The 25870-nt window shown below is 50.7% G+C and carries 22 protein-coding genes; 19 read left to right on the top strand and 3 right to left on the bottom strand.

Going from position 1 to position 25870, the window contains the following annotated elements; genetic code table 11:
• Nucleotides 1-270 precede the first annotated feature (270 nt).
• The 4 genes from ACKGJP_RS34375 to ACKGJP_RS34360 all read left to right on the top strand — a co-directional run bounded on the left by ACKGJP_RS34375 (nucleotide 271) and on the right by ACKGJP_RS34360 (nucleotide 7446).
• Nucleotides 271-2262, top strand: coding sequence for a DEAD/DEAH box helicase (locus ACKGJP_RS34375; RefSeq protein WP_409343224.1), 1992 nt, complete (start codon nucleotides 271-273; stop codon nucleotides 2260-2262).
• Nucleotides 2263-2654: 392 nt separating this feature from the next.
• Nucleotides 2655-3173, top strand: a complete 519-nt coding sequence (locus tag ACKGJP_RS34370) for a protease (protein WP_409343223.1) — start codon at nucleotides 2655-2657, stop codon at nucleotides 3171-3173.
• A gap of 20 nt (nucleotides 3174-3193) precedes the next feature.
• Nucleotides 3194-4729, top strand: coding sequence for an SPFH domain-containing protein (locus ACKGJP_RS34365; RefSeq protein WP_409343222.1), 1536 nt, complete (start codon nucleotides 3194-3196; stop codon nucleotides 4727-4729).
• A 332-nt stretch (nucleotides 4730-5061) separates the two neighbouring features.
• Nucleotides 5062-7446: an S-layer homology domain-containing protein gene (locus tag ACKGJP_RS34360; RefSeq protein ID WP_409343221.1), complete on the top strand. Its 2385-nt coding sequence runs from the start codon at nucleotides 5062-5064 to the stop codon at nucleotides 7444-7446.
• 134 nt (nucleotides 7447-7580) lie between these two features.
• Here the strand turns inward: ACKGJP_RS34360 and ACKGJP_RS34355 are convergent, their stop codons facing one another.
• Together ACKGJP_RS34355 and ACKGJP_RS34350 are read right to left on the bottom strand one after the other, a co-directional pair.
• Complete coding sequence (locus ACKGJP_RS34355) at nucleotides 7581-8168, bottom strand: guanylate kinase (RefSeq protein ID WP_409343220.1); 588 nt, start codon at nucleotides 8166-8168, stop codon at nucleotides 7581-7583.
• Nucleotides 8169-8281: 113 nt separating this feature from the next.
• Nucleotides 8282-8986 (bottom strand): hypothetical protein, encoded by a 705-nt coding sequence (locus tag ACKGJP_RS34350; RefSeq protein WP_409343219.1) that lies wholly within the window; start codon nucleotides 8984-8986, stop codon nucleotides 8282-8284.
• A 412-nt stretch (nucleotides 8987-9398) separates the two neighbouring features.
• Here ACKGJP_RS34350 and coxB point away from each other — a divergent pair, with 412 nt between their 5' ends.
• From coxB to ACKGJP_RS34275, 15 genes are all read left to right on the top strand, one after another.
• Nucleotides 9399-10403 (top strand): cytochrome c oxidase subunit II, encoded by a 1005-nt coding sequence (gene coxB / locus ACKGJP_RS34345; protein WP_409343218.1) that lies wholly within the window; start codon nucleotides 9399-9401, stop codon nucleotides 10401-10403.
• Between the two features lie 179 nt (nucleotides 10404-10582).
• Entirely contained in the window at nucleotides 10583-12427 is a 1845-nt protein-coding gene (ctaD, locus tag ACKGJP_RS34340) for a cytochrome c oxidase subunit I (RefSeq protein WP_409347338.1), read from the top strand.
• Entirely contained in the window at nucleotides 12427-13044 is a 618-nt protein-coding gene (locus ACKGJP_RS34335) for a cytochrome (ubi)quinol oxidase subunit III (RefSeq protein ID WP_409343217.1), read from the top strand. Before ctaD ends, ACKGJP_RS34335 begins: the two co-directional genes overlap by 1 nt.
• 4 nt (nucleotides 13045-13048) lie before the next feature.
• Nucleotides 13049-13363 (top strand): cytochrome C oxidase subunit IV family protein, encoded by a 315-nt coding sequence (locus ACKGJP_RS34330; protein WP_409343216.1) that lies wholly within the window; start codon nucleotides 13049-13051, stop codon nucleotides 13361-13363.
• Between the two features lie 89 nt (nucleotides 13364-13452).
• Entirely contained in the window at nucleotides 13453-14334 is an 882-nt protein-coding gene (locus ACKGJP_RS34325; RefSeq protein WP_409343215.1) for a cytochrome c oxidase assembly protein, read from the top strand.
• Nucleotides 14335-14476: 142 nt separating this feature from the next.
• The gene (locus ACKGJP_RS34320) at nucleotides 14477-14932 is read left to right on the top strand and encodes a DUF420 domain-containing protein (RefSeq protein WP_409343214.1); all 456 of its coding nucleotides are present in this window, start codon (nucleotides 14477-14479) and stop codon (nucleotides 14930-14932) included.
• A 282-nt stretch (nucleotides 14933-15214) separates the two neighbouring features.
• Nucleotides 15215-15943, top strand: a complete 729-nt coding sequence (locus ACKGJP_RS34315) for a hypothetical protein (RefSeq protein ID WP_409343213.1) — start codon at nucleotides 15215-15217, stop codon at nucleotides 15941-15943.
• Between the two features lie 19 nt (nucleotides 15944-15962).
• Nucleotides 15963-16379, top strand: coding sequence for a GntR family transcriptional regulator (locus ACKGJP_RS34310; protein WP_409343212.1), 417 nt, complete (start codon nucleotides 15963-15965; stop codon nucleotides 16377-16379).
• The gene (locus ACKGJP_RS34305) at nucleotides 16363-17253 is read left to right on the top strand and encodes an ABC transporter ATP-binding protein (protein WP_409343211.1); all 891 of its coding nucleotides are present in this window, start codon (nucleotides 16363-16365) and stop codon (nucleotides 17251-17253) included. The genes ACKGJP_RS34310 and ACKGJP_RS34305 overlap by 17 nt, the downstream gene beginning before the upstream one ends.
• 21 nt (nucleotides 17254-17274) lie before the next feature.
• Nucleotides 17275-18174 carry an ABC transporter ATP-binding protein gene (locus tag ACKGJP_RS34300; protein ID WP_409343210.1) on the top strand — a complete coding sequence of 300 codons (900 nt, stop codon included), beginning with the start codon at nucleotides 17275-17277 and terminating at the stop codon, nucleotides 18172-18174.
• Entirely contained in the window at nucleotides 18171-19457 is a 1287-nt protein-coding gene (locus tag ACKGJP_RS34295; RefSeq protein ID WP_409343209.1) for an ABC transporter permease, read from the top strand. Before ACKGJP_RS34300 ends, ACKGJP_RS34295 begins: the two co-directional genes overlap by 4 nt.
• A gap of 192 nt (nucleotides 19458-19649) precedes the next feature.
• A complete protein-coding gene (locus ACKGJP_RS34290; protein ID WP_409343208.1) occupies nucleotides 19650-20876 on the top strand; it encodes a sensor histidine kinase in 1227 nt (408 codons plus the stop codon).
• The gene (locus ACKGJP_RS34285; protein ID WP_409343207.1) at nucleotides 20873-21520 is read left to right on the top strand and encodes a response regulator; all 648 of its coding nucleotides are present in this window, start codon (nucleotides 20873-20875) and stop codon (nucleotides 21518-21520) included. Before ACKGJP_RS34290 ends, ACKGJP_RS34285 begins: the two co-directional genes overlap by 4 nt.
• Before the next feature lie 116 nt (nucleotides 21521-21636).
• Nucleotides 21637-23811 (top strand): MMPL family transporter, encoded by a 2175-nt coding sequence (locus ACKGJP_RS34280; protein WP_409343206.1) that lies wholly within the window; start codon nucleotides 21637-21639, stop codon nucleotides 23809-23811.
• Nucleotides 23812-23928: 117 nt separating this feature from the next.
• On the top strand, nucleotides 23929-24666 hold the full coding sequence (locus tag ACKGJP_RS34275) for a GDSL-type esterase/lipase family protein (RefSeq protein ID WP_409343205.1): 738 nt from the start codon (nucleotides 23929-23931) through the stop codon (nucleotides 24664-24666).
• Between the two features lie 86 nt (nucleotides 24667-24752).
• Here ACKGJP_RS34275 and ACKGJP_RS34270 read toward each other — a convergent pair whose 3' ends face one another.
• Nucleotides 24753-25706: a substrate-binding domain-containing protein gene (locus ACKGJP_RS34270; protein WP_409343204.1), complete on the bottom strand. Its 954-nt coding sequence runs from the start codon at nucleotides 25704-25706 to the stop codon at nucleotides 24753-24755.
• Between the last annotated feature and the right edge of the window lie 164 nt (nucleotides 25707-25870).

Raw genomic sequence — 25870 nt, 5'->3', positions numbered from 1 at the left:
AGCGAAATGGCAAATGCGAACGTGCTCTACCGTTTTTTTTGTTTTCCGGTTATTGGGATAGAGAGACGTTGGCGGGTTTTTAGCATGATACATGCACCTCCGAAAGTAAGTGCTCTCATTATAACACCCGGCGCTAGAGGGAAAAGGGAGATTTTTCAACTATACTTAAATTTTCGGCGGAACCTAGTTTGACAGAGGAGTTATTTCCGTTTTGGCCGCGCATCCTGTAGAATAGGTAGATCATGTACGATAAGGGAGACCGAAACGATAATGTCAAAAACTTTTGACCAATTAGGAATTCGCGCCGAGTTAGTCCGTCAACTGCAGGCAGCCGGTATTACGGAGGCTACGCCGGTTCAAGTCGAATCGATACCGCTGATCGCGGAAGGCCACGACTTGATTGCCGAGGCGCAGACAGGAACGGGCAAGACGCTTGCTTTCGTACTGCCGATGCTGGAGAAAATAAATCCGGACTCCCCGCATGTGCAGGGCCTTGTGCTTAGTCCTACACGCGAGCTGGCCATTCAAATTACCGAGGAACTGGAGAAGCTGGCGCCTGTCGTAAAAGTGAACGTTCTTGCCGTATACGGCGGACAAGATGTAGAACGGCAGCTGCGCAAGCTGCAGGGCGATGTGCATCTGATCGTAGCTACGCCGGGGCGGTTGCTCGATCATTTGCGCAGGGAGTCGGTACAGCTGCACAAAGTATCGATGCTGGTGCTGGACGAAGCCGATCAGATGCTTCATATGGGCTTCTTGAACGATGTGGAAGCGATTCTTTCCCAAACGCCGTACCGGAAGCAGACGATGCTGTTCTCCGCGACGATGCCGGTGCAGGTGCGCGATTTGGCGCAGCAAATCCTGCGGCAGCCGCGCGAGGTTCGTGTCCGGCCCGTTAAGCAGGTAACGCTTAAAGAGATCGAACAGCAGGTCGTGCTGACGACCGATCGGGCCAAGCAGGATACGCTTTGCAAGGCGATTGACGAAACGAGTCCGTATTTGGCGATGATCTTTTGCCGGACCAAACGGCGGGCGAGTACGCTTAATCAGGAGCTGCAGGAACGCGGGTACGCCTCAGACGAGCTGCACGGCGATCTGTCCCAGGCGAAGCGGGAACAAGTCATGAAACGGTTCAGGGATGCCAAAATCCAGCTGCTTGTCGCGACGGATATCGCCGCGAGAGGGCTGGACGTCGAAGGCGTCACGCATGTCTTCAACTATGACATCCCGCATGACGGCGAAAGCTACATTCACCGGATCGGCAGAACCGGGCGCGCCGGGCAGAAGGGTGTGGCAATTACATTTGCCTCGCCTCGCGATCAGATCTACTTGGATCTGATCGAAAAGGCGATTAAGATGACGCTTCCGAAAGGGAAGCTTAGTACGGCCTCGTCTGAAGACGCAGGTACGGGACGCGCGGCTGGCGGACGGCGCGGCGGCGAGCACGAACGCGGCGAAGCCGGCGGTAAGCCGCGCGGAAGCCGCAGCGGCGAGGGCCGTGCGGCAGGCGGACGCGGGCGCAGCGAAGGCGGCCGCGGACGGGGCGGAGCCGGCGGCGGTCGTCGCGGCGAAGCTGGCGCAGCAGAGCCGCGGTTCGGGCGCGGCGAAGGCGGGCGCGAACGCAGCGCAGCCGGAGCTAGCCGGGGCGGAGCCGGTGGCGTGCGCCGCAGCGAAGCGGGCGCGGCAGAGCCGCGGTTCGGGCGCAGCGAAGGCGGCCGCGATCATGGCGCAGCCGGAGCTGGCCGAGGCGGAGCCGGCGGTGTGCGCCGCAGCGAAGCTGGCGCGGCAGAGCCGCGGTTCGGGCGCGGCGAAGGCGGGCGCGAACGCAGCGCAGCCGGAGCTAGCCGGGGCGGAGCCGGCGGTGTGCGCCGCAGCGAAGCTGGCGCAGCAGAGCCGCGGTTCGGGCGCGGCGAAGGCGGGCGCGAACGCAGCGCAGCCGGAGCTGGCCGAGGCGGAGCCGGCGGTGTGCGCCGCAGCGAAGCTGGCGCGGCAGAGCCGCGGTTCGGGCGCAGCGAAGGCGGGCGCGATCGTGGCGCAGCCGGAGCTGGCCGTGGCGGAGCCGGCGGCGCGCGCCGCAGCGAAGCTGGCGCGGCAGAGCCGCGGTTCGGGCGCAGCGAAGGCGGGCGCGATCGTGGCGCAGCCGGAGCTGGCCGTGGCGGAGCCGGCGGTGTGCCACGCGGCGGCAAGCCGCGCGGCTCTAGCGCGGGCGACGGCCGCGGGCCGAAACGCGGCGACGCGCCTCGCGGCCGGGGCAAGCGGTAGCCGAGCGCAGGCGGTAGAAAGCGGGTACCTTTTTCAGCTTCGGCTGAAGGGAACCCGCTTTTTTTATTGCGCATTATCAACGCTACCGTCGGCCGGCACCTTGACCTAACCGTATATAACGGATTTTTGAGGCGTCCAATCCTGAGTTCGTCGCCAACGTATTCAACGATTATCGCAATCCTGCGGACTCGCCTCCCGGAAAGTGTCGAAATTTTGAAACATTTTTGGCTGAAGGCCGTATAAACAGGTAGCAACTGTAAATATCCTTCAAAAGAAGCCGACTTGCGAATATAACAAATGTGTTATGATTGACGCAATTACAAATCTTTGAGGGATAACCCCAAGTCTGATGCCATACGTTCAAGCCATTTAGAAAACGAGGGGGATGCTTGATGCTGACGGTATTCTGGAGCTGCCTGCTATTCGGCGTGTTGTTCGCCATCGTGACTGTGGTGTTGGGCGATTTGCTCAGCGGCGCGGTTGACGGGCTGCTTGATTTTCTTTCGATCGATATTTTACAGCCGATGGTTGTGGCGGGCTTCGTTACCGCTTTTGGCGGAGCCGGCATCATGCTTACCAAGTATACGGGCTTCGGCACCGTCCCGGTGCTGGTACTCGCGATACTCGCCGCCGCGGTTATCGCGCTGGCGGTGTACTACGGCTATGTAAGGCCTATGCGCAATTCGGAGACGTCGACCGCTTTTTCCATGAAAAGGCTGTCCGGCAGAATCGGAGAGGTGACGGTGCCGATCCCCGCCCAAGGCTATGGAGAAGTGCTTATGTCTACAGGCGCCGGGCATACGAACCAAATTGCCGCAAGCTTCGAGAACATCGCCATTCAGGCGGGAGCGAAAGTGGTCGTTGTAGAAGTGAAAGACGACACGCTGTACGTTTCCCGCTTTGAACAATAAACCGCAGAGGAGTTGGAAAGATGCCAGAAGAATTGATGATTCCCGCAATTGTAGTTGGTGTCATTGTTGTACTCGGTCTCGCGTTTTGGGCTCGTTACAAGACGGTTGGACCTGAGGAAGCGATGATCGTAACGGGATCGTTTCTCGGCAACAGAAATGTAACCGAAGACTTGGAAGATAACGGTCGCAAAATTAAAATCGTACGAGGCGGCGGCGGGTTCATCTGGCCGATTTTCCAACAGGCTGAATTTTTATCGCTCTTGTCGCACAAGCTGGACGTCTCCACGCCGGAAGTATATACGGAGCAAGGCGTTCCGGTTATCGCCGACGGGGTGGCCATCATCAAGATCGGCGGTTCCGTCGAAGACGTCGCTACTGCGGCCGAGCAGTTCCTAGGTAAGCCGATCGATGCGCTCAAAAGCGAAGCGCAAGAAGTGCTCGAAGGCCATTTGCGTGCCATTCTCGGCTCGATGACGGTCGAAGAGGTTTACCGTAACCGCGATAAGTTCGCTCAAGAAGTACAGGGCGTAGCGGCTAAAGATTTGAAAAAAATGGGGCTGCAAATCGTTTCGTTCACCATTAAAGATGTACGCGACAAACAAGGGTATTTGGATGCGCTCGGTAAACCGCGTATTGCGATCGTCAAGCGCGATGCCGAAATCGCCCAAGCGGAAGCGGTTCGTGACGCCCGGATCCAGAAGGCGCGCGCCGAAGAAGAGGGGAAGAAGGCGGAGCTGCTCCGCGACACGAACATCGCCGAAGCGGAGAAGGAACGCGAAATCAAGGTAGCGGCATTTAAGAAGGATCAGGACACGGCGAAAGCGGAAGCCGACCAAGCCTACTTTATCCAAGAGGCTCGGGCGAAGCAAACGGCCGTCGAGGAGCAGATGAAGGTCGAGCTTGTCCGTAAGGAGCGCGAAATCGACCTGCAGCAGAAAGAGATTTTGATTCGCGAGAAGCAATACGACGCGGATGTGAAGAAGAAAGCGGAAGCCGACCGCTATTCCGTGGAACAGGCGGCGGAAGCAGATAAGGCGAAACGGATGCGTGAAGCGGACGCCATGCAATACCGCATTGAGGCCGAAGCCAGAGCGAATGCCGAGCAAAAGCGGCTTGAAGGTCTTGCGATCGCCGATGCCGAGCGTGCCAAAGGTACCGCTGAGGCTGATGTCATACGACTGCGTGGTTTGGCCGAAGCGGAAGCGAAGGAGAAGCTGGCCGAAGCGTTCCAGAAGTTTGGCGAGGCGGCCGTTCTCGATATCATCGTCAAAATGCTGCCTGAGCTGGCAGGCAAAATCGCTGCGCCAATCGGTAACATCGACAAGCTGACGGTCGTCGATACGGGCAACGGCGAAGGTGCCGCACGTGTGAGCAATTACGTTACCCAACTGATGGCCACTGCGCCGGAAATGCTTAAGAGCGTATCGGGCATTGACGTCGAGCAGCTCGTCAAGGGATTGGTTAACCGCTCTGGTGCAATCGCGCCTAAGCTCGCGGGAGAAGAGTTGCCTGCGGCAGGAAGCTTGGCTGAAATCGTAACGCCGAAACAAGAGTAATCGACCCTTATATTTACAAGCGCCATTATTCTATAATAGAAGGAATAAAGAGAACCCGCCTCCTAACCGGAGCGCGGGTTTTGTCTGTTGTCTGCAGTTCATGTATTAAACCTGTATTTATATCAGGTTCTGGTTTAAAAGTTTATTATTATGAACCAGGTTCAATGGATTGAATTTTTGGAGAGAACTATGTACAATTATATTCTGATAGGGTGATGAGGAACAGGGAGGGGGAGTCCGGCCGCTACTGACGGTTGCAACAACCGTAGTTTTATTCGGGCACAAGTAGTTTTCGGAAAATCATGTCAGTCTTTAGGGAGGGGAACCATCAGATGTATCGGAAAGCGAAGCGCTTTACAATTGCCCTGCTTATATTATGTATGATGACGATTGGTTTGTCGCCTGCCTATGCGGCGGAAACTTCTGCCAGCAGCGACAGTAAAGGTCACTGGGCGGAAACGCAGCTGCAAGCCTGGCTGCAAAAAGGGTACATTCAAGGCTACGAAGATGGAAGTCTTCGTCCGGACGATTCGATTCGCCGCGGCGAATTAATGGCACTTATCAATCGCGTTTTTCAATTGAAAGAATCGGCTGCGATCGATTTTACGGATTTGCCGAGCAGCCATTGGGCGCATGCGGAAGCAGTAAAGGCGGTTAAAGCCGGCTACATCGACGGCTATGACGATCGTACCATTCGCGTGGAGGCGAAAGTCAGCAGACAGGAGCTCGCCGTTATGGTCGCGAAGCTGCTGAAGCTGGAATCCACATCGGATCATTTGTCCGCCACCTTTACGGATGGCGCATCCATTCCAACATGGAGCCGCGCAGCCATATCCGCACTTGCATCGCTTAAAGTAATTGACGGCTATGCGGATCGCACCTTTAAAGCCGAAGGCGCTGTCACTCGTGCGGAAGCGGTAGTGCTATTGGATCGCGCGCAAAGCTTGGACGGGACGGGCTCCGTTACCGGCAACGTCTATGGCAAAGCGGGAGTATATGGTCCTAAAGAAGGCGTAGCTGCGATTTCGGGAAATGTAAGCGTTACAGTTCCTGGGGTTACGCTCCAAAATATGAAAATCGACGGAGACCTGACGCTGGGCGAAGGAATCGGCGAAGGCGAAGTTTTCCTGAAGAACGTGACCGTTACCGGCAAGACGTTCGTAAACGGCGGCGGCGAGAACAGCGTTCACTTCGAGAACTCCGTTCTGGTCAAAATCATTGTCAATAAGAAAACCGGCGTAGTCCGCATTGTAGCTAGCGGCTTGTCGGCCATTCAAGATATCGAAATCGAGTCTCCTGCCAAAATCGAGGCGGACGGCCTGACGGGAAAAGGCATCGGCAGCGTCGTTCTGAGCGACAAACTGCCGAAGGGCAGCCAAGTTACACTGGCGGGAACGTTTGAGTCCGTTACGGTTATGACGCAAAGTCTGGTTGTCAATATTCCAAAAGGCTTCGTGGCTGGGCTGACGATCGGAAGTCAAGCTACCGGAGGGAAATTTACAGTCGGCAAGGACGCTTCGGTGGTTTCCCTCGTGCTGCATGCTGCGGCTTCGGTTTTCGGGCAAGGAGAAATCAAGTCGGCTGTAGTTAACTCCGCAGGTGTAGAGTTCGACAGAAAGCCGAATACGATAACGATCGGCGGCGGCATCGACGGTAACGTGAAAGTCAAAATCGGCGGCGTCGAGAGCGCGCTTGCTTCAGTGGCTACGCCTGTGCCCCCTGTTTCAGGCGGGGGATCTGGCGATGGCGGATCAACCACACCTCCGGTAACGCCTCCGACCGGTGCAATTCCTCAGGTTTACCTGACGGCGGAAGGTTCGGTAACCCAAAGCGTATATACGTACCATCAACGCCTTGCTACGGTTGGCGACTCCGTATATGCGGTAAGCAATATGGATGCGACTCTGTACTTGGTGCCTAGCGGAACGAACAAATCGAAGGCCGTTCTAGAGCTTGCTGTTTCGCAAAATAAAGGTCTGGCGTTGGCGGCAAAAGCGAACACGAAAGTGCAGTTCAATACAGCAAATCTTGCTGTTGGCGATTATCAGCTGTTTGGCGTAAGTTCAGGCGCTATGATCAGCGATTATGCGCCTGAACAAGAGCTTCGTCTGAGCGCGACGGCTGAAACTCCGCTCAAGCAGAACTCTATTTCCGTATACAGCAATACCCATGTAGTAGACATCGGTTTCAACAAAGCGATATTCAATGGGCTCGGCAGCTTGGAAAAGCTGAAGCAATCCGTAACGGAAGCCTCTTATGCGCCAAGCGTGACGCAGGCGACCTATTGGCTGACTGCAGGCGATTCCATTGAAATACGCGATAACGTATTGCGCATTACTTTTGCTCAACCTGTCACGGGCCCAATGAATATCAAAATTCCTGCGGGAGCGCTTAAAGACGCCTCCCATGCACCGCTTCTCAACGATACTTTTGTCGGCGTGGATTTCGGAGCGGTATTGACCGTCCTGTCGCAAAGCCCTCTGAAGGCGGGGAGCAATCTGACCGTTCAATCCGACAAAGAGGCTCTCGTTTTCTTATTGCCGGGAGGAACTAGCGGAACGATGGCCGATTTCAACAAGCTGGTCGCGGAAGGCAAAGGGAAGTCGGTTACGATCAGCGCGAATCAACAAGCTTCGATTTCTACGGCGGGTCTTGCTGCGGGAAGATATACGCTGGTTGCTTGGGGCGGATCGTCCCATTCGATCGTGCTTGAATAATTGCATTTCACCGGAACTGTCTTCGTTAATCGCTAACGAATCTTCCCGGTAAGAACGGACAAACCTCCAAAACCACTTCGAGGAGTGGAATTGGAGGTTTGTTTTTTACCTGGCAGTTGGCCTCCGGCATCCAATCAATCCAGATCCAGCAAGCCTCTTTGCAAATAGCCTTCCAGCGCTTTCGTTACATCATATATCGTGTGTGACGAGTCTAAGTTTTCGTAAGTATGTTCACACTCGCTTTTATAAGCCATTTCTTCTTCGTAATGCGACATATAGCGTTCGATCATTTCTTCGGTATCTCCGCGCTGGCGCTGCCGGCTAATAATGGTTTCCGGACTTGCATAGATGAAGAAGCGTTTTACTTTGTCTCCGTAAACCTTTTTAACGATATCGGTGCCGGTGCTGTTCAGGATCAGATAAATACAGCCTTTCTTTTGAAACTGCTTTTCAATGTCGGCGCTCTTGATACCATACAAATGTCCGTCTATTTCGATAACCTCGACAAACTGATTGTCAGCCTGGTCCTTAAGAAACTGCGCTGGAGTTATGAAGAAGTAGTCGACTCCATCGGCTTCGGTCGGTCGGCGTTCCCTTGTCGTATAAGAAAGAACTTGTTTCATGTTCAGCGTGGAACCGGCCATTTCGGCGATCGTTTTGCGTCCGGCACCGTTCGGACCGGTGAATACGATAATGATTTCCTTATCCTTAAGTTCATACATAGCCCCATCCTCCAATCGTGTTTCTTCTACTATATAGTATAGATGGATCGGGCTTCTGATACCAGTCGTTTACAGAACATTCGCGCAATTGTTTGTACAAGCGTTCCATGCGTCTACTCGCGAGGCCTTTCCGGCGTGCCGAATATGCGGTTCGCGATTGTGTTGAATTCGCCCACATGTCCCGTTAAGGAATGGCCGGACCAGCTTTCCTGCGCCAGGGCGTTCATTTTATTGACGAAGTCCCGATTGGCCGAAATGTATACGTCATGAACGGCAGGCTGGCCTAAGCGCACGGTTGATGCGATTTTTTGCTTGAATTCGTGGGTCAGATCGTTATGGTCTTCTACGGTATAGAAATTGTTCACGCCGTTGGTCAAGTCTTTAGGATCCATATAGGAGCCGCCGGAATGAGGGTTGTATCGGCCAAGCGAAGTCCCCGAATTGTTAAGCTCCTTGCGTGCGTTGCGTCCGTACGTATTGTTGCCGGTATTGTCGATCAGAATGGCGACGTATGCATTGTTGTCGGTCAGCATAACGATGGAGCTGCCTACGCCGTTCAAGGCGCCGACTTGATCCGACAGCTTCTGGCTGTAAGCAAGCTGGGTGTTGCCGTGCAGAATCGTTCCTTCCTGCTGGGGCGAACCGTATGCTTTCGGACCGCTCGTGTCCGGGTAAACGTCTTTATGAGCGCCATATCGGATGCCTGTCCGGTTTTCCCGGTACTTATCCTTCGGCCCGTACTCGCCGCACCCGCCGCACAACAGGAGAATGGCGGACAGCATGCCGATGGACAGCAGTCGTCCCGTTCGTTTCATCATGAATGACCTCCTTTTTCACAGGCTAGGTTTACAAAATGATCTCATTACATAGCATTTATGTTTTGGCGTAAAATATGCTGGGCGCGGGTTAGAAAATGGTGAATAAAACCCCCGTTTTTAGGAAACCTACAGAAGGAAGAAGATGCATAACGACGCGGTTTTAGAACAATTTGTGAACTTTCCCAGGAAGATTGACAAAAGAGTGCACCGAATTTATAGTTAATAAAGTGATTAGGTTCATTGACATGTACGATCGTCGATGTAATCTATAAAATCGCCTGTTTTGGCGCGGTTTTATAGTCGCCGGAGGTACGCCGATACGATCGTTTTGTGTAAGCAAAATGGCTTCAAAAACCAAAGCAGCTTCATGGGCGTCTGACGGTTTATTACACACAAGTGGGGTTGATAATTGATGAGTCGATGGAAATTTGTATGGCGTCTGATGCCCCTATTCGCGGTGCTGGCGTTAGTACTGACAGGCTGCGGTGATCCGACGCTGTCAACGCTTGACCCGAAAGGACCAGTAGCGGACGAGCAGCGGAACCTGATGATGATCAGCTTCGGCATTATGCTCTTCGTTCTTGCCGCTGTATTTTTGATTTATATTTACGTCATTATTCGTTTCCGCCAGCGGAAAGGACAAACCGGTATTCCGAAACAGGTTGAAGGCAGCCATGTTCTCGAAATTATCTGGACTGTCGTTCCGATTATTTTGCTGGTCATTTTGGCGGTTCCGACCGTGTATTACACCTTTAAGCATTCTCAAGATTACACGCAGGATAAAGATTCCCTTCATGTGAAAGTAACGGGTCATCAGTTCTGGTGGCAGTTCGAATATCCGGATCAAGGCATTAACACTGCTCAAGATTTGTATATTCCGGTGGGCAAGAAAGTCGCGTTCGAGCTTACGACCGCTGACGTCAACCACTCGTTCTGGGTTCCGTCCCTGGGCGGTAAAATCGATACGAACCCTGGCGAAAAGAACGTAAACGTTCTTTATCTTCAAGCGGATGAGCCGGGCGAATATAAAGGGAAATGCGCCGAGCTTTGCGGAGCGTCGCACGCATTGATGGACTTCAAAGTCGTAGCGGTTTCAGAGGCTGAGTTCAATCAGTGGGTAAGCAAGATGACAGCTCCGAAAACGGTTTCTGCCGATGCGGCTAAAGGCGAGCAAGTGTTTAAAGATAACTGCTTATCTTGTCACGCCGTTAATGCTGCAGGTGCAGGTCTTGGACCGAACCTGAACGGATTTGCGAATCGGACTCGCGTAGCGGGCTTCCTGCCGCATGACGATCAGTCGCTCAAAGATTGGATCAACGATCCGCAAGCTGTGAAACCGGGCTCCAAAATGCCTGCAGTAGGCTTGAACGAAGCGCAAGTAAACGACGTTGTGAAATACTTAAACTCGCTCAAGTAGCTCGATTCCGTACGGACGATACTTACGAAGCGGTTTTGTAACAACAAAGCTTTAGCTTAAGATGTCAGTTTTCTTATGAAAACTGGGTTGATGCTTACGAGCAAGCTTTGCGTAAGCAAAACTTTTAGGAGGTTACCAAGTTGGCCCACGCACATACGGTGAAAAGGTATACTGGCTTGATGGATTGGCTTACAACCGTCGACCACAAAAAAATAGGTATCCTTTATTTTCTCGCCGGCGGCTTTTTCTTCCTGGCCGGCGGGATTGAAGCGATCCTGATTCGGATTCAGCTGATGTACCCGGATTTACACATCTTCGTAGGCGGTACGTTTAACCAACTGCTTACGATGCACGGAACGACAATGATTTTCTTGGCAGCGATGCCGCTTTTGTTCGGGTTTATGAACGCGATCGTGCCGCTTCAAATCGGTGCGCGCGACGTAGCATTCCCTTTCGTTAACTCGTTAGGCTTCTGGCTGTTCTTCTTCGGCGGTTTGCTGCTTAACCTGAGCTGGTTCATGGGCGGCGCTCCGGACGCAGGCTGGACCGCTTACGCTCCGCTTTCTTCCGATACGTACAGCGGACGCGGCGTTGACTTTTATGTAGTCGGCTTGCAGATTGCGGGTATCGGTACGCTGATCGGCGGTATTAACTTCCTTGTTACGATCATCAACATGCGCGCGCCAGGCATGACGTTCATGCGTATGCCGCTGTTTACCTGGACGGCGTTCATTACGTCCGCTCTCATTCTGTTCGCTTTCCCGGCGATCACCGTCGGCTTGGTCGAGCTGATGTTTGACCGGTTGTTCAACGGTAACTTCTTCGAAGTCGGACAGGGCGGTAACACGGTTCTATGGCAGCATCTGTTCTGGATCTTCGGTCACCCCGAAGTGTACATTTTGATTTTGCCGGCATTTGGTATCATTTCCGAAGTTGTAAGTACGTTCTCCAAAAAAGTATTGTTCGGTTACAGCTCGATGGTATTCGCGACAGTCGTAATCGGATTTCTCGGCTTCATGGTTTGGGCGCATCATATGTTTGCGACAGGCCTCGGTCCGGTAGCCAACTCCATCTTCGGGGTTGCGACAATGGCGATCGCCGTTCCGACCGGCGTCAAAATTTTCAACTGGCTGTTCACGATGTGGGGCGGACATATCCGCTTTACCGTAGCTAACCTGTGGGCGCTCGGCTTTATTCCGACGTTCGTAATGGGCGGCGTTACAGGCGTTATGCTTGCGGTTCCGGCAGCTGACTTCCAGTATACCGACTCCTACTTCGTCGTAGCGCATTTCCACTATGTAATTGTAGGCGGCTTGATTTTCGGTATCTTCTCCGGTCTTTACTACTGGTGGCCGAAAATTACGGGCCGATTGCTCAGCGAAGCAGTTGGTAAAGTGCATTTCTGGTTCTTCTTTATCGGATTCCATCTGACGTTCTTCCCGCAGCATTTCCTTGGCTTGATCGGAATGCCGCGCCGCGTATTTACGTATTTGCCGAATCAAGGCCTCGATACGATGAACTTTATCAGTACGATCGGCGCATTCTCGATGGGCGTAGGTACGATAGCTTTCTTGTACAACATGATTATTACTGGAATGAAACGCAAAGATGCAGTAAGCGATCCTTGGGACGCTCGTACGCTGGAGTGGGCGATTCCATCCCCGGCACCGGAATACAACTTTAAACAAACGCCGCTTGTCCGCGGTCTCGATCCGCTCTGGAAAGAGAAAATGGCCGGCAACAAAGAAATGACGCCAGCCGAACCGCTTGGTCCGATTCACATGCCGTCCGGCTCCATCTTGCCGTTCTTTATGTCGCTCGGATTGTTTATCGCAGGCTTCGGGTTCATGTACGGCAAGCATACGTTCGAAACAGCATTCTTTAATACGCTGTTCAATAATTACATCATTGCAGGCTGCGGTCTCGCCATTACTCTGATTTGCATGCTGCTTCGTTCGGTTTACGACGATCACGGCTGGCATATCGAAGTGGAAGAGCTTGAAGAGAAAGGGGTTAAAGCATAATGGCTAATGCACATCATGCAGCCGGCGCATTGCCGGCCGAGCCTGAAAAGGCGACCCTTGAAGGGAAAAATAAACTGCTCGGCTTCTGGCTCTTCTTAGGCGGAGAAACGGTTCTGTTCGGTACGTTGTTCGCAACGTACCTGGCGCTTCGCCACGGTACGGCCGGAGGATTGTCCGGCGAGCACTTGTTCAAGCTTGAAACGGTAGCATGGTCCACCTTCATCTTGTTGACCAGCTCCTTGACCAGCGTTTTCGCTATGATCGCCATGCACAAAAACCAGTTCAAAGCGATGCTTGGCTGGCTGGCGGTTACCGTATTGTTCGGACTTTCCTTCTTAGGTTTGGAAATTTACGAATTTGTCGAATATGTACATGAAGGGCATACCTTCTCGGCTAGCGCCTTCGCAACATCGTTCTATACGCTTGTCGGCTTCCACGGAGCCCACGTTGCATTCGGTATTTTGTGGATCACACTGCTTATCCTGCAAGGCATGAAAAAAGGATTAACGGTCGTTACCGCGCCGAAGTTTTACGTGGCGAGTCTTTATTGGCACTTTATCGACGTCGTGTGGGTCTTCATCTTCACCGTCGTCTACCTGATGGGAAAGGTGGGTTAAGCTGATGAGTTCTGAACATCATGCTTCGTCGCCAGGCAAACCTCACCGTGTAGAGGGCCCTAAAAACCACTACTTGGCGTATATCATTTCGATTCTGCTTACCATGTTCGCTTTTGCGGCGGTCATTTACGGCGGATTGGACAAAACGTTCCTGGTTATTTTCCTTATTGTACTCGGGCTTGTCCAAGCCGTGTTCCAATTGGCTGTCTGGATGCATATGAAAGAGCGCGGACATACGTTCCCGATCGTTGGGTTGGCATTCGGTTTTGTTATTGCAATAACGGCGGTAATCGCCGCTCTATATTGGGTTTGGTGGTAAGGTCGATCTGTCGGAGGCGGTTTGCTTGCAATGCCGCCTCTTTTGTTTTGTGTAAGTAAAGAAGTATGGCAAGGACAGGAGGGTAACCGATGCATAATCATTTGGAGATGCATGGGGCAAGTCCGAGCTTCTCTGATTTGTGGAGTCCGGGCGTTCTGCTCATCACACTGCTTGTCGGTTATGTTTATTTTTACTTTACGGGTCCGGGGAGACACCGCTTTGCCGGATCGGAGCCTGTTGCGATAGGGAAAAAGCTGCTGTTCGTAACGGCCTTGGCACTGTTTTATATTGCGCAGGGTACGCCGCTGAGTTATTACGGCCATGCCCATTTGTTCAGCGCGCACATGCTGCAGCAGTCCATTCTGTATTTGGTTATGCCGCCGCTGGTTTATATGTCCATTCCGGGGTGGATGCTGAATCCGCTGCTGGACCGTAAATGGATGCGCAAATGGGTGTACCCGTTTACGCAGCCTTTGTTCTCGGTGCTTTTGTTTAATCTGCTATTCTCGATGTACCATATCCCGCTTATTTTCAATGCGGTTGCGCAACATCCTGTCTATCACTTGGGATATCATTTCATCCTGATTGCGGCTGCCTTCCATATGTGGTTCCCTGTTTTCAACAATGCTACCAGCTGGAAGCGAATGTCCGATCTGCAGACGCTTGCCTATATTTTTGCGAACGGCGTTCTGTTGACACCGGCCTGCGCGTTGATCATTTTCGCCAAAGATTTGTTGTATGAGCCGTACATTGGCGCGCCGCTTATCATTGAAGCGCTGCCTCCTTTGGACGATCAGCAGCTTGGCGGAACGATCATGAAAATTATTCAAGAAATCGTATACGGCTTCGCACTCGCCTACATCTTTTTCCGCTGGTTCCGTATGGAACGCAGCAAGGACGAGCCGATCGAGCCGAATTCCCAGGACACGATGCTGCGGACGTCTAACGGGGGAAACCTGAACGGCGCTTAAGCTAATTCTTACAGTGATGATGATTGAAAATGATTCCGGGCTCCCGCAAAGTATTGCACATAGATCAAGGTGCTACTGATTGTGCTTAGCGGGAGCATTAACGGTTTGAACCAATATGCGAAACGAACGGGTGATTGGAACGATGCTGCCATTACTATGTACAAGCTTAATAGTCATTAGCGCGACGTTTGTCGGATTTGGCTGGGCGCAGATTATCAAAGGCAACCGGGAGACGCACCAGAAGCTGATGCTGATCGGGGCGGTGTGCGCCCTCGCGTTCTTCATTCTTTACGTGTGCCGGACGATATTCGTCGGGAATACGTCCTTTTCGGAAGAAGCGCCGATTTGGATCCGGGATGCTTACTTCATTTTCTTAATCTTTCATATTTTGCTCGCCACGGTTTCCGGCATTTTCGGTATCGTGACCATCCTGCACGCATTCAACAAACGTTTCGCCAAGCATAAGAAAATCGGCCGCTGGACGGCTATCATGTGGTTATTGACGGCACCGACCGGCGTGCTTGTGTACCTGCTGCTGTATGTGTTCTATCCGGGCGGGGAAACGAAGCCGGTAATCGATGTACTTATGGGCGGATAGGGAAACGTAAACCAAATAGCAAGCTGCGAAGAACCGAAGCTGTAACCAGCTTTCGGTTTTTTTTTAATTTATCAGAGAGTATATCGTGGAAGTCGCTCTAAATCTCGGTAAACGCGCTTGTCCCTAAAAGGACGGCGAAGCCGTTTATCCTTGTTTTATTGCAAAATATGGTTGCAAAATGCACGCGGGGTGATTATACTGTGAATATAGATATACACAGTAGACACAGTAAGCACAGTAAGCACAGCGCTCTGTCAGGGATCGAGGAGGATGAGGGTGACGATGACCTTTTGGCGTAACGTTAGATGGCTTCTTCGCGGGGAATTGAGGAGAATCGGATTCGGCTTCCTATGGACGATGATTATGATGGTGTACTTCGCCTTCTTTGGAGGCACGATGCTGTTCCGCTACATCGGAAGCGCCGAGCATAAGGAATACGTGTTTACGAACGTGATGATAGACTTCATCTTTCTAACCAGCGTCGGAATGATGGGGTTCGCCTTTTCGAAGGACTATCTCAAGTACTGGAAGAACAATCGGCTAAGCAGCAAAATGAAGTACTACAAAAGCTTACCGATCAGCTCGGAAGAAATCGTCGTTTGCCGGCAGCTTACGCTGTTCATCACCACGGTCTTCAGCGGTCTCGTCTTCTTTATCAGTCTTTACCTGATGACCGATTATGTCCGAACGGCTTTCGAGCCGTTGGAATATGTCGCCTTCGCATTGGCTTGGACGGGGTATTCGTTGATCCTAGCAAGCTTCTTCCTATATGTGGAACTCGGGTACAAAGAGAAGATCTATTTTATCATCAGCTGTTCAAGCATCTTGCTGTATATGGGAGTACCGGTGCTGCTCTGGCTGCTCGACGCTCATGCCGTGCAAAGCTCGATTCGGGTCGTGAAAGAAACGGGCTTCGTGCTTCCTGCAATCACGCTCCTACTCGGTGCCGCAAGCCAACTGCTGTTGAAAAAGTTCGCGGTGACGAAGCTGAATCGGAGAAACTTAACATGAATGGCAAGGTGGTGTGGCCGTGAAAATACCGATCGATGTTTCGGCAGACCGCGCAGAGCCTATGTACCACCAGATCGAGGAACAGCTTAGGGCGCTTATCTTAAGCGGACAACTGGCTGAAGGACTGCTGCTTCCCTCGATTCGCGAGTTTGCCGCAGACTTGTCGTGCAGCGTCATTACGATTCGGCGGGTGTATCAGGATCTGGAGCAGGAGGGTTTTTTGCGGACGAGACAGGGGACGGGAACGTTCGTTGCGAAAGTCGACGTGACGGAAAGGGAACGTTACCGGCGGGATGCCGTATACGAGGCGCTGAAGGCAGCGGTTGAAGTCGGTCAGCGTATTCACTGTTCGGCGGATGAAATGCGAGACATGCTGGAGGAGCTTCTGCGCGAATACGGGAAAGAGGGGAGCGATCGGGATGGAGACGGTCATTAAATTTCAGGACATCGAGAAGCTGGTAGACGGCAAGTTCCGGCTGGGTCCGATCAGCATGGAAATTGAGCGGGGATACGTGGTGGCGGTTGTCGGCCCGAACGGTTCGGGCAAAAGCACGATGTTCCGCATGCTCATGCACATGCTTCAGCCGGATCGCGGGTCACTTAGCGTGCTGCAGCAGCACTACCCGCAGGATGCGGTCAGCATGAAGCAGAAAATCGGCTATGTGCCGGAGTTCAGCGACTTTGGCGGCGTTGCCAAAACGATCGGGCAGCTGATCGAATTCGTCTCCTATTGGTATCCGGGCTGGGACGAACGCCGCTGCCGGGAGCTGATCGCGAAGTTTGAGCTGGATCCGGGGATGAAGCTGTCCGCCCTATCCAAGGGCATGCAGCGGAAGCTTTCGCTGACGCTGGCGCTCGCCCCGAATCCGGAGCTGCTGCTGCTCGACGAGCCTTCTTCCGGTCTCGACCCGTTCGCCTGGCGCCAAATGATCGATGAGCTGACGCAGTTTATGCGCGGCGGCGATCGGACGGTTGTCATTGCGACTCACATCATGGATGAAGTGCGCAGGCTTGCCGATTATGTCGCCTTCATGTATAAGGGGAAGCTAATCGGTTTTCATGAGAAAGATGCGCTGCTCGATACATGGAAAATGATATGGGTCGATCGGATGCCGGATAATCCGGGCCGTTTGCCCGGCGTGACGGAAGCGCACGATCAGCCGGCAAGATTGATTTCGTACGAGCCCGACCTAACCGAGGCGGCGCTTGCTAAACAAGGAATTTCGGTAATTCGTATGCAGTCGCTCGAGCTGGACGAAATATTCGTACAACTGCAGCGGATGCAAACGATCGGAACGAAAAGTTCTTAATAACGAGGGGAGCGGACGACGATGTACGCATTGCAATTGCACGAAGTGACGAAGCATTACGGGGACAAAACGGCGGTTAACGCCATCAACATACAGGTGAAGCAGGGAGAAATTTACGGGCTGCTCGGCGCGAACGGAGCCGGCAAAACGACGACGATGCGGATGGTGCTCGGTCTCATTTATCCGGACGGGGGACGCATTGAATGGCAAGGAAAGCCCTACACCGATCAGCTTCGCAGTCTAATGGGCTATTTGCCGGAGGAGCGCGGTCTTTATCCGAAAGTGAAGGTAAGCGATCAAATCCTGTACTTGGCCGAACTGCGGGGCATGAACCGCAAAAAGGCGGATCAGCGGCTGAAAGAGTGGCTGGAGCGTTTTGAAGTGCCGGAATACTACAGCAAGCGGGTCGAAGAGCTTTCGAAGGGCAATCAGCAAAAGATTCAGTTTATCGCGGCGGCAATTCACGATCCCGAAATCATGATTCTCGACGAGGCGTTCAGCGGACTCGATCCGGTTAACGTGGAGCTGCTGAAAAGCACGGTCAAAGCGCTTCGCGACGAAGGCAAAACGATCCTTTTCTCCAGCCATAGGATGGACCATGTGGAAGAGCTGTGCGAGAACATCAGCATTTTGCATCGTTCGAACACCGTGCTGCAAGGGAAAATCAAGGACTTGAAGCGCAAGTTTCCCCGCGAGCGGGTGCTGCTGGAGGCGGAGCAGGACATTAACGGTCTGGAGCAAATTCCGGGCGTACGCTCGGTATCCCGGCACGCCAACGGCTACGAGCTTCATATCGAGCATGAGACGGCTGCGCAGGACGCGCTCAAGGCGGCGATGTACCAAGCGACGGTTACCCGTTTTCAAATCATGGAGCCCACGCTTAACGAAATTTTCATTAGAACGGTAGGTGGCCAAGTATGAACAGCATGTGGACGGTCGTAAAATTCACGTTTTGGACACGGTTTAAGGCGAAGTCGACGATTATCTCGAATCTTATATTCGCCGTTCTGCTTACGGTTATGATCAATTTGCCTTATATCATCTCGCAATTTTCCTCCGACGAGCCGTCGAAGATCGGCGTGTTCGACGATCAGCAAGGCGTCTCCGTTAAGCTGGAAGAATACTTCAAGAAGCAAGAAAAACCCGATGTGACTGTCATCCGTCTCAAGGATCAAGGCGGCAAAGAGGCGAACGAGAAATTCGCCAAGGATCAGATTAAAGACGGGCAAATCGAGGGCTATGTCGAATTCGCCGAAGAGGCGGGCAAAGGCTTCCCCAAAATCGTTTATAAATCCGAGGATTCCATCGGCTCCGGCATGAAGAGCGACCTGCAAACGGCGCTGAGCAGCGTCAAAACGGAAATGGCCGTGCGGGACGCGAACCTGAGCCAGGACGTTCTGAATAAGCTTTTCAGCCCTGTCGCGATCGAGTCCGTACAAATTTCCACAACAGGAGATTCCGTCGGCCAAGGCAAATCGGAATCGCAGATGGCGCTTGCATTCGGACTCGTTTATGCGCTGCTGTTCATGCTCTACATCGGCGTAATCGGCTACGGCAACATGGTGGCGACGGAAATTACGGCCGAAAAAAGCTCTCGCGTCATGGAAGTGCTCATTTCCAGCGTATCGCCGCTTAAGCAAATGTTCGGTAAAATTATCGGCGTCTGCATGCTCGGCTTGACATCGATCGTCCTTTACATCGTGGTCGGGGGAGCGAACCTCGTGCTGCCGCATAACCGCGAGCTGCTCGACAAGCTGAACCTGAATTTGAACGATCTGCCGATCGGGCTGCTGTTCTATTTCATTCTCTTCTATTTGACCGGGTACTTCATCTATGCAACGATCTTCGCGGCGGTCGGCTCGCTCGTCAGCCGTACGGAAGAGGTCGGTCAAGCGATCATGCCGGTTACCTTCGTCATCATTGCTGCGTTCATGATATCGATGTACGGCCTGCAGGACCCGAATGCGACGTTCGTCGTCGTCATGTCGTTCATTCCGTTCTTCTCGCCGCTGCTAATGTTCCTGCGTATCGGCATGAGTGATCCGGCCGTTTGGGAAATTTGGCTGAGCATCGGCATCCTGTTCGCCTCGATCCTCGGGATGGGCTGGCTGGCTGCGAAAATTTACCGCACCGGCGTGCTCATGTACGGCAAGCGTCCTTCGTTTAAGGAGCTTCGCAAGGCGATGAAGGCTTTTAAGGTGTAGGAGATTGGGTTTTCGGTTTGTGAGTGAGTTATGGATAGCTCTGAGAAAGCAATTTGGTGTCGATTTAAATTGGCTTCTTGGCGAATAAGAGTTAAAATATGAATGCATGTTTATGGATGCAAGTTCATGGCCCTTGACAGGGACATGAACTTGCATTGTTTTATAATAGGTACATGATAGAGGTGACCCTGCGTGAAAGATCAGAATTATTCGAAAAACCAACCTTATGAAGACTTCCGATCCGATTCCCCAAATGTTCTGCGGGACTCTCGACTACCTGTTTTAATCTGGGTCATTTTGATTTATTTTTCTGTATTGTCCTCCCAGATACCCGTGTTCCCCATATTGTTCGAATTTATTATTTTTACTTGTCTCATTCTGATCCACATTTTGTTGCATTGGTATGCCGGGTCCATCGTCGATAGAAGGCCTTGGATCTATTTTGTGACGCAAGGATTCATCGGTTGGGGCTGTGCGTTACTCATGCCAAAGAATTACTCTCTCATCTTTGTAAGTTTATTAATGGTCTTGGTCGGGCAAAGTATTGGTGTATATTCCCAACGGTTCAAGGTGCTTTTGCTCTGTACCCTTTATTGTGCTTTGTTTTCTTTTTCACTGGTTTGGCCCGGGACGAGCGAGGATTTGTCAACAACATTGCCAGCGCTCATCTTCATGATGGTTTTCGTAATCGGCTATGCTACTCTGTTCTATAAACAGGTTCGTGTTAAATTGCGGACCCAGTTGTTTTTGCGTGAATTGGAACGAGCGCACAGGAAAGTGGAGGATCTAACCATTGCCAACGAACGTCAAAGAATGGCCCGTGATTTACATGATACCTTGGCACAAGGGCTGGCAGGTCTCATCATGCAGCTTGATGCCGTGGATGCGCATCTAGAGAACGATAATATGCATCGCGCTCACGAGATTGTTCAGCTGTCGAAAGCCCAAGCAAAGCGCACGCTTTCAGAGGCGAGAAGCGCTATTGACGACTTGCGTTCGTATTCCGCAGAGGTTATAGAAATTTCTAAAGCGGTGCAGGATGAGGCTGAACATTTCGCACATGCGACAGGGATTCATATTTCCACACAGTTATCGATACCCCATTCGGTGCCGAAGTTGATCTTCGAACATAGCTTACACATCGTACGAGAATGCTTGGCAAATATAGCAAAATACGCCAACGCGACGAACGTAGAAGTCGTGGTTGCAGCACGAGAAAACGTAATCGAGCTACGAATTACGGATGACGGAATAGGGTTCGATACCAAGCTGATCGGGAAACAATCCGGTAGCTATGGTTTAATTGGCCTATATGAACGAGCCAGAATTATTGGAGGGGATATCCAAATCGAAAGCGGAAAGCAAGGAACAAAAGTTTCTGTTCGCATTCCATTACAACAGGAGGACACCATCTTATGACAATTAAGATTCTTTTAGTGGATGACCACCTAGTCGTTCGTGAGGGACTTAAGCTGATCCTGGAAACGAATCAAAGGTACGAGGTAGTCGCAGAAGCATCCAACGGTGTGGAAGCGGTCCGACTGGTGGAGGCATACAAGCCGGACATTATCCTATTGGATTTGAACATGCCTGAGATGGGCGGCTTAGATACCATGACAGCGCTCAAAGCTAAAGGACTCGATATTCCGGTCATTATTTTGACTACCTATAACGAGGATGAAATGATGATCGGAGGACTGGCGTTAGGTGCCAAAGGGTATTTGCTCAAGGATACGGGAAGGGAGATGATATTTCGCTCGATTGATGCAGCGATGAGGGGGGAGACGTTGCTACTTCCGGAAATCACCGAGAAAGTATTCGGTAACAAGACGCCAATACAGGCGAAAGAGTCATCCTCGGCGAAGATGTCTCTTACAGACAAAGAATTGATCGTGCTTCAAGCGATTGCCCGTGGGTCTCGAAGCAAAGAGATCGGCTTCGATATGGGAATATCCGAACGGACAGTAAAGGCCCATTTAACCAATATTTATAATAAATTGGGAGTTGATTCGAGATCGCAGGCCGTCGCCGTGGCGGTGGAGCGTGGAATCCTGCATTTATAATCGGAAATTTCATAGATTTGCCCGATCGTACATTAGGGGGTTGCCCTTTTGTACGATTTTTTATTTTTCTCCTCAGCTTATGATGGGTGTATGAATAAAAGAGGAGTGAGTGTTAGATGGCAGAAAAGCTTTATAAACTTGGAAGATGGTGCGCCAAAAATCGAGGGAAGACCCTATTATCCTGGGTACTTATCTTGGGTATAATCGTCACGTTAGGCGTGTCTTTTAATGGTGAGAAATCAACAACAATGTCTATACCGGGAACGGAATCGCAAAAAGCTAATGATCTGTTGTCGAAAGAGTTTTCATCCGGAAATAATGAACCAAAGGGTGGAACCGTTCAAGTCGTTTTCAAAGCACCCGAAGGAAAAACGCTTGAAGATGAAAAAATGAAAGAGGCCGTCATGTCCTTTATCGAGGCCTCCAAAAAAGATAAAGAAATCATTGCAGCCATGGACCCCTATACGCTGGGAACCCTAAGTCAGGATAAACGGATCGGTTACGCCAACTTGACTTATGGTGTTGTCGCAAACGATGTTCCACAAGAATCAAAAGATCAAGTCTTGACCAATATTAATATCACTAAAGATGCAGGAATTCAGACGGAGTTAAGTGGAACCGTCCAACTTAGTGCCAGTCATGGCGGTGCTAGTGTTGAATTAATTGGTATGCTGGTTGCCTTTATGATCCTAGTCATCACATTTATGTCCATGCTTATGGCAGGAATCCCGATACTAATAGCCGGTGTTGGTGTCATTGCAGGAATAATGCTCATCAATTTCGGATCAGGTTTCATTTCCATGGGTAGTTCCTCAACTGCATTATCGACGATGTTAGGTCTTGCTGTAGGGATTGACTATGCACTGCTCATTATTTCCAGGGTTCGGCAGGAAGCGAGCAAACGATCAGACACAACGGAAACGATAGCTATTGCTACTGCTACTGCAGGAAGTGCCGTTATTTTTGCCGGTCTGACCGTCATTATTGCACTTGTAGGCTTAGCTGTGGTTAACATTCCGTTTCTTACCGAGATGGGGATCGCCGCTGCATTAACGGTCCTTATGGCGATGGCTGTTTCCATTACACTTTTACCCGCACTTCTTTCCTTGATGGGTAAGCGTATCATTCCGAAAAGAAGAAAAGCGGCAGCAAAGCAGCGAACTTCGAATGTTTTTGGCTCTTGGGGACGTTTTGTTTCGCGATTTCCAGCGCCCGTCATTTTGGTAACTCTTCTCTTAATCGGCTCTATGTGTTATCCAGTGCTGCACATGAAAACCGGACTTCCCGATAATGGGACAAGGTCCGTCGAAACGACCGAAAGAAGAGCTTACGATCTCATGGCTGAAGGATTTGGGCCAGGAGTTAACGGCCCTTTTACAGTCGTAGTGAATGCTTCCGACAGCGAAACAACAAAGCAGGTTGCTTCCGTCGTTAGGGAAGAAATCAGCAAACTGGACGGCGTTGTAAGTGTATCACAGCCATTCTTCAATCAATCGAAGAATGTATCGATCCAAACATTAATGCCAAGTGACGGGCCGTTAGCAGATCAAACTCTAGAGCTCGTTAAATCGGTTAGAAAACATAATTCGGAAATTGAGGAGAAGTACCAAGCAGACATTATGCTTACAGGTGTTGCCGTTATGAATATGGATATAACGGATAGTTTAAATAACGCTTTGCCCATTTTCATCGCAACTATTGTAGGGTTCGGTTTGATTATCCTTGCTATTGTGTTTCGCTCTATTCTGGTTCCCATAAAGGCGATAATTGGTTTTCTGTTTACGATCTTCTCTTCTCTCGGTGCTGTTGTGCTTGTTTTCCAAGACGGTTATTTAAGCGATTTATTTGGTATAACGAACGTAGGGCCGCTTTTGAATTTCCTTCCTATACTGGTCGTAGGGATCGTATTCGGACTAGCCATGGATTACCAAGTTTTCTTAGTATCTCGAATGCGGGAAGACTACAGTCACAGCGGTGATGCTAAGAAATCGGTTATTTCCGGTATGGAACATAATGGTCTAGTCGTAACGCTTGCGGCACTTATCATGATTTCTGTATTTTGCGGCTTTATCTTTATGGATGAACCAATCATTCAATCCTTGGGTCTAGCCCTTACGGCTGCGGTATTCATTGATGCGTTTATCGTTAGAATGACGTTAGTACCTGCTGTAATGGCTCTAATGGGAAAATCGGCGTGGTACATTCCAAAATGGCTGGACCGCTTGTTACCGAAGGTAGATATTGAGGGTGAAAGCATGGTTTCCAATAAAGGCGATCAGAAGGCAAGTTAGCTTTTACGGTCTAACCATCATGGTGAAAAACATTGGGCTGCCGAAATACCAACACGGCAGCCTTGTTTTAACAGTTCGATGTGAAATTACAAAGTCAATTAAAGTAGTGAGAGAATAGTGGTAAAACAAAAAACGAAGAAAAGCTTCTTATTTGTAATCATCCTTTTGGTAACGTTAATAAGTTCATTAGGCTTTCTGGCCACTTTTATGGGTGCCTCAACAATCAGGCATGATAATAAAATCAAGGGAAATGACATCCGAGTTGCTGCTGTTGGGGATAACATAACTTACGGATTTGGGGTTGTTAACTGGTATAAGAAAAATTATCCCATCACATTACAGAACATGCTTGGCATCGGATATAATGTGAAAAATTTCGGTTATAGCGGCAGAACTGCGATGACTACAGGTGATAATCCGTATGTTGATGAGAAAATTTATCAGAAGAGTTTAAACTACTTACCGAATATTGTTGTCATTATGTTTGGAACTAACGATTCAAAAGTACAAAATTGGAAAAGTAAAGAGGAGTTTAAAGAACAATATCGGAAACTTCTGCTATCCTATACTCAGTTAGAATCAAAACCCGTTGTCTATCTCTGTACACCCGCTACTCCCTATTATGTAAATGGCAAAACGGAAGGCCCTATGAAATTCAATATACAGAAGGATAAGGTAGATGAAGTCGTTGAAGCTGGCAAGGAATTGGCTGAAGAGCTTGATTTAATAGTAATAGATATTAATGAAGTAACGAAGAACCATCGACAATGGTTTATCAAAGATGGAATCCATCCAAATGCAGACGGAGCAAAAGCAATTGCAAATGCGGTATATGATGCCATCGCTAAAGGCTAAACATAGGGCACATGCTGAAGAAGGCTGCCGTCATGGGAACGGCGGCCTTTCTTTGTTGATGCGGGAATGGATCCTGCGCCGATGCGTTAAGTTTCGAACAGGATGCGTCCTGTCTGCGATAAATCGTAGCCTTGGATAGGCCGGAGCTCGTTATGGAACGATTCGGATTGTAAAATGGTCTTCACCTGTTCTATCCACTCCAGGTTCCCCGGCTTCTTTATCATCACAAGGTCGTATCGTTCTTGAATAAGCGGAATGAAATCCACGCCGGAGACCATGTGCACGGCTTTTTCTATACCCACCCCGATATCGGCTTCGCCTGTGGCAACTTTGCCCGCGACGCCCATGTGATTCGACTCTTCCTGCTCATAGCCGGTCAGTTGTTGACAGGCTATGCCGTGAAGGCGGAGCTGTTCATCGAGTAAAACGCGGGCGCCGGAGCCCTTCTCGCGGTTGACCAGCCGGAGACCGGGCTTCTTGAGATCGGCCCAGCCGTATATTTGCTTTGGATTTCCTTGTTTCACGTACAGACCGGCCGATCGCGAAACAAGATTGACAACGAGATAGGAAAAACCGGTCAGTATTTTTCGGATATAGGGGAGATTGTAATCACCCGTGTCACCGTCCAGCAGATGGGTACTGACAATATCGGATTCCCCTTTATACATAGAAATCAGGCTGTCCAGACTTCCTACGTAAGAACGAAGCGGCCTGAAATGAGAAACCGTCTTCTCTATATGTTTGGCCAAAATGTCAAGGCTGACATCCTGCCCGGTTATGACAAGCGATTGTTTGGAAGAAGGGTTCTCGTGAAATTGGTGCTGTACGGGAGAGACCGACAAATCCGCGCCGGGTGCATAGGACCAACCGCCCTTGGTTCGAGCTTTATAGGCTTCGAGATCCGATGCATCCACGCGCATTTGTTTGCCGACGCGATAAGCGGGCAGTTCGCCTTTTTTAATAAGATCGTAAACCGTTAGTTTGGATATTTTGAGAATCCGGGAAATTTCCTCGGTTGTATATGAAATGTCGATTGTCATAGCCGTCCTCCAAAGATGTTGTTCGGAAAACATCGCGAATCTGTTCGTCCATTGATCTTGCTGATTCATTTTAGTTTATCATATGTTGCCGGATGAAAGACTTCAATCCGGATTATTTACTATTTAAACAGGATTATATATAATGGAAAAGCATTAAACCATTC

Source organism: Paenibacillus litoralis (genome assembly GCF_046244365.1).
In the GTDB taxonomy this organism is placed as follows: Bacteria; Bacillota; Bacilli; order Paenibacillales; family NBRC-103111; genus Paenibacillus_V.
This window is presented reverse-complemented; position numbering and strand designations above follow the sequence as displayed.

What these genes read in the sequence shown, in the direction of transcription:
- ACKGJP_RS34335 (WP_409343217.1), top strand. Translation starts at nt 12,427, where the DNA reads ATGGCTAATGCACATCATGCAGCCGGCGCATTGCCGGCCGAGCCTGAA.
- ACKGJP_RS34320 (WP_409343214.1), top strand. Translation starts at nt 14,477, where the DNA reads ATGCTGCCATTACTATGTACAAGCTTAATAGTCATTAGCGCGACGTTT.
- ACKGJP_RS34375 (WP_409343224.1), top strand. Translation starts at nt 271, where the DNA reads ATGTCAAAAACTTTTGACCAATTAGGAATTCGCGCCGAGTTAGTCCGT.
- ctaD (WP_409347338.1), top strand. Translation starts at nt 10,583, where the DNA reads ATGGATTGGCTTACAACCGTCGACCACAAAAAAATAGGTATCCTTTAT.
- ACKGJP_RS34360 (WP_409343221.1), top strand. Translation starts at nt 5,062, where the DNA reads ATGTATCGGAAAGCGAAGCGCTTTACAATTGCCCTGCTTATATTATGT.
- ACKGJP_RS34300 (WP_409343210.1), top strand. Translation starts at nt 17,275, where the DNA reads ATGTACGCATTGCAATTGCACGAAGTGACGAAGCATTACGGGGACAAA.
- ACKGJP_RS34280 (WP_409343206.1), top strand. Translation starts at nt 21,637, where the DNA reads ATGGCAGAAAAGCTTTATAAACTTGGAAGATGGTGCGCCAAAAATCGA.
- ACKGJP_RS34315 (WP_409343213.1), top strand. Translation starts at nt 15,215, where the DNA reads ATGACCTTTTGGCGTAACGTTAGATGGCTTCTTCGCGGGGAATTGAGG.
- ACKGJP_RS34330 (WP_409343216.1), top strand. Translation starts at nt 13,049, where the DNA reads ATGAGTTCTGAACATCATGCTTCGTCGCCAGGCAAACCTCACCGTGTA.
- ACKGJP_RS34305 (WP_409343211.1), top strand. Translation starts at nt 16,363, where the DNA reads ATGGAGACGGTCATTAAATTTCAGGACATCGAGAAGCTGGTAGACGGC.
- ACKGJP_RS34295 (WP_409343209.1), top strand. Translation starts at nt 18,171, where the DNA reads ATGAACAGCATGTGGACGGTCGTAAAATTCACGTTTTGGACACGGTTT.
- ACKGJP_RS34270 (WP_409343204.1), bottom strand. Translation starts at nt 25,706, where the DNA reads ATGACAATCGACATTTCATATACAACCGAGGAAATTTCCCGGATTCTC.
- ACKGJP_RS34365 (WP_409343222.1), top strand. Translation starts at nt 3,194, where the DNA reads ATGCCAGAAGAATTGATGATTCCCGCAATTGTAGTTGGTGTCATTGTT.
- ACKGJP_RS34325 (WP_409343215.1), top strand. Translation starts at nt 13,453, where the DNA reads ATGCATAATCATTTGGAGATGCATGGGGCAAGTCCGAGCTTCTCTGAT.
- ACKGJP_RS34370 (WP_409343223.1), top strand. Translation starts at nt 2,655, where the DNA reads ATGCTGACGGTATTCTGGAGCTGCCTGCTATTCGGCGTGTTGTTCGCC.
- ACKGJP_RS34350 (WP_409343219.1), bottom strand. Translation starts at nt 8,986, where the DNA reads ATGATGAAACGAACGGGACGACTGCTGTCCATCGGCATGCTGTCCGCC.
- coxB (WP_409343218.1), top strand. Translation starts at nt 9,399, where the DNA reads ATGAGTCGATGGAAATTTGTATGGCGTCTGATGCCCCTATTCGCGGTG.
- ACKGJP_RS34355 (WP_409343220.1), bottom strand. Translation starts at nt 8,168, where the DNA reads ATGTATGAACTTAAGGATAAGGAAATCATTATCGTATTCACCGGTCCG.
- ACKGJP_RS34285 (WP_409343207.1), top strand. Translation starts at nt 20,873, where the DNA reads ATGACAATTAAGATTCTTTTAGTGGATGACCACCTAGTCGTTCGTGAG.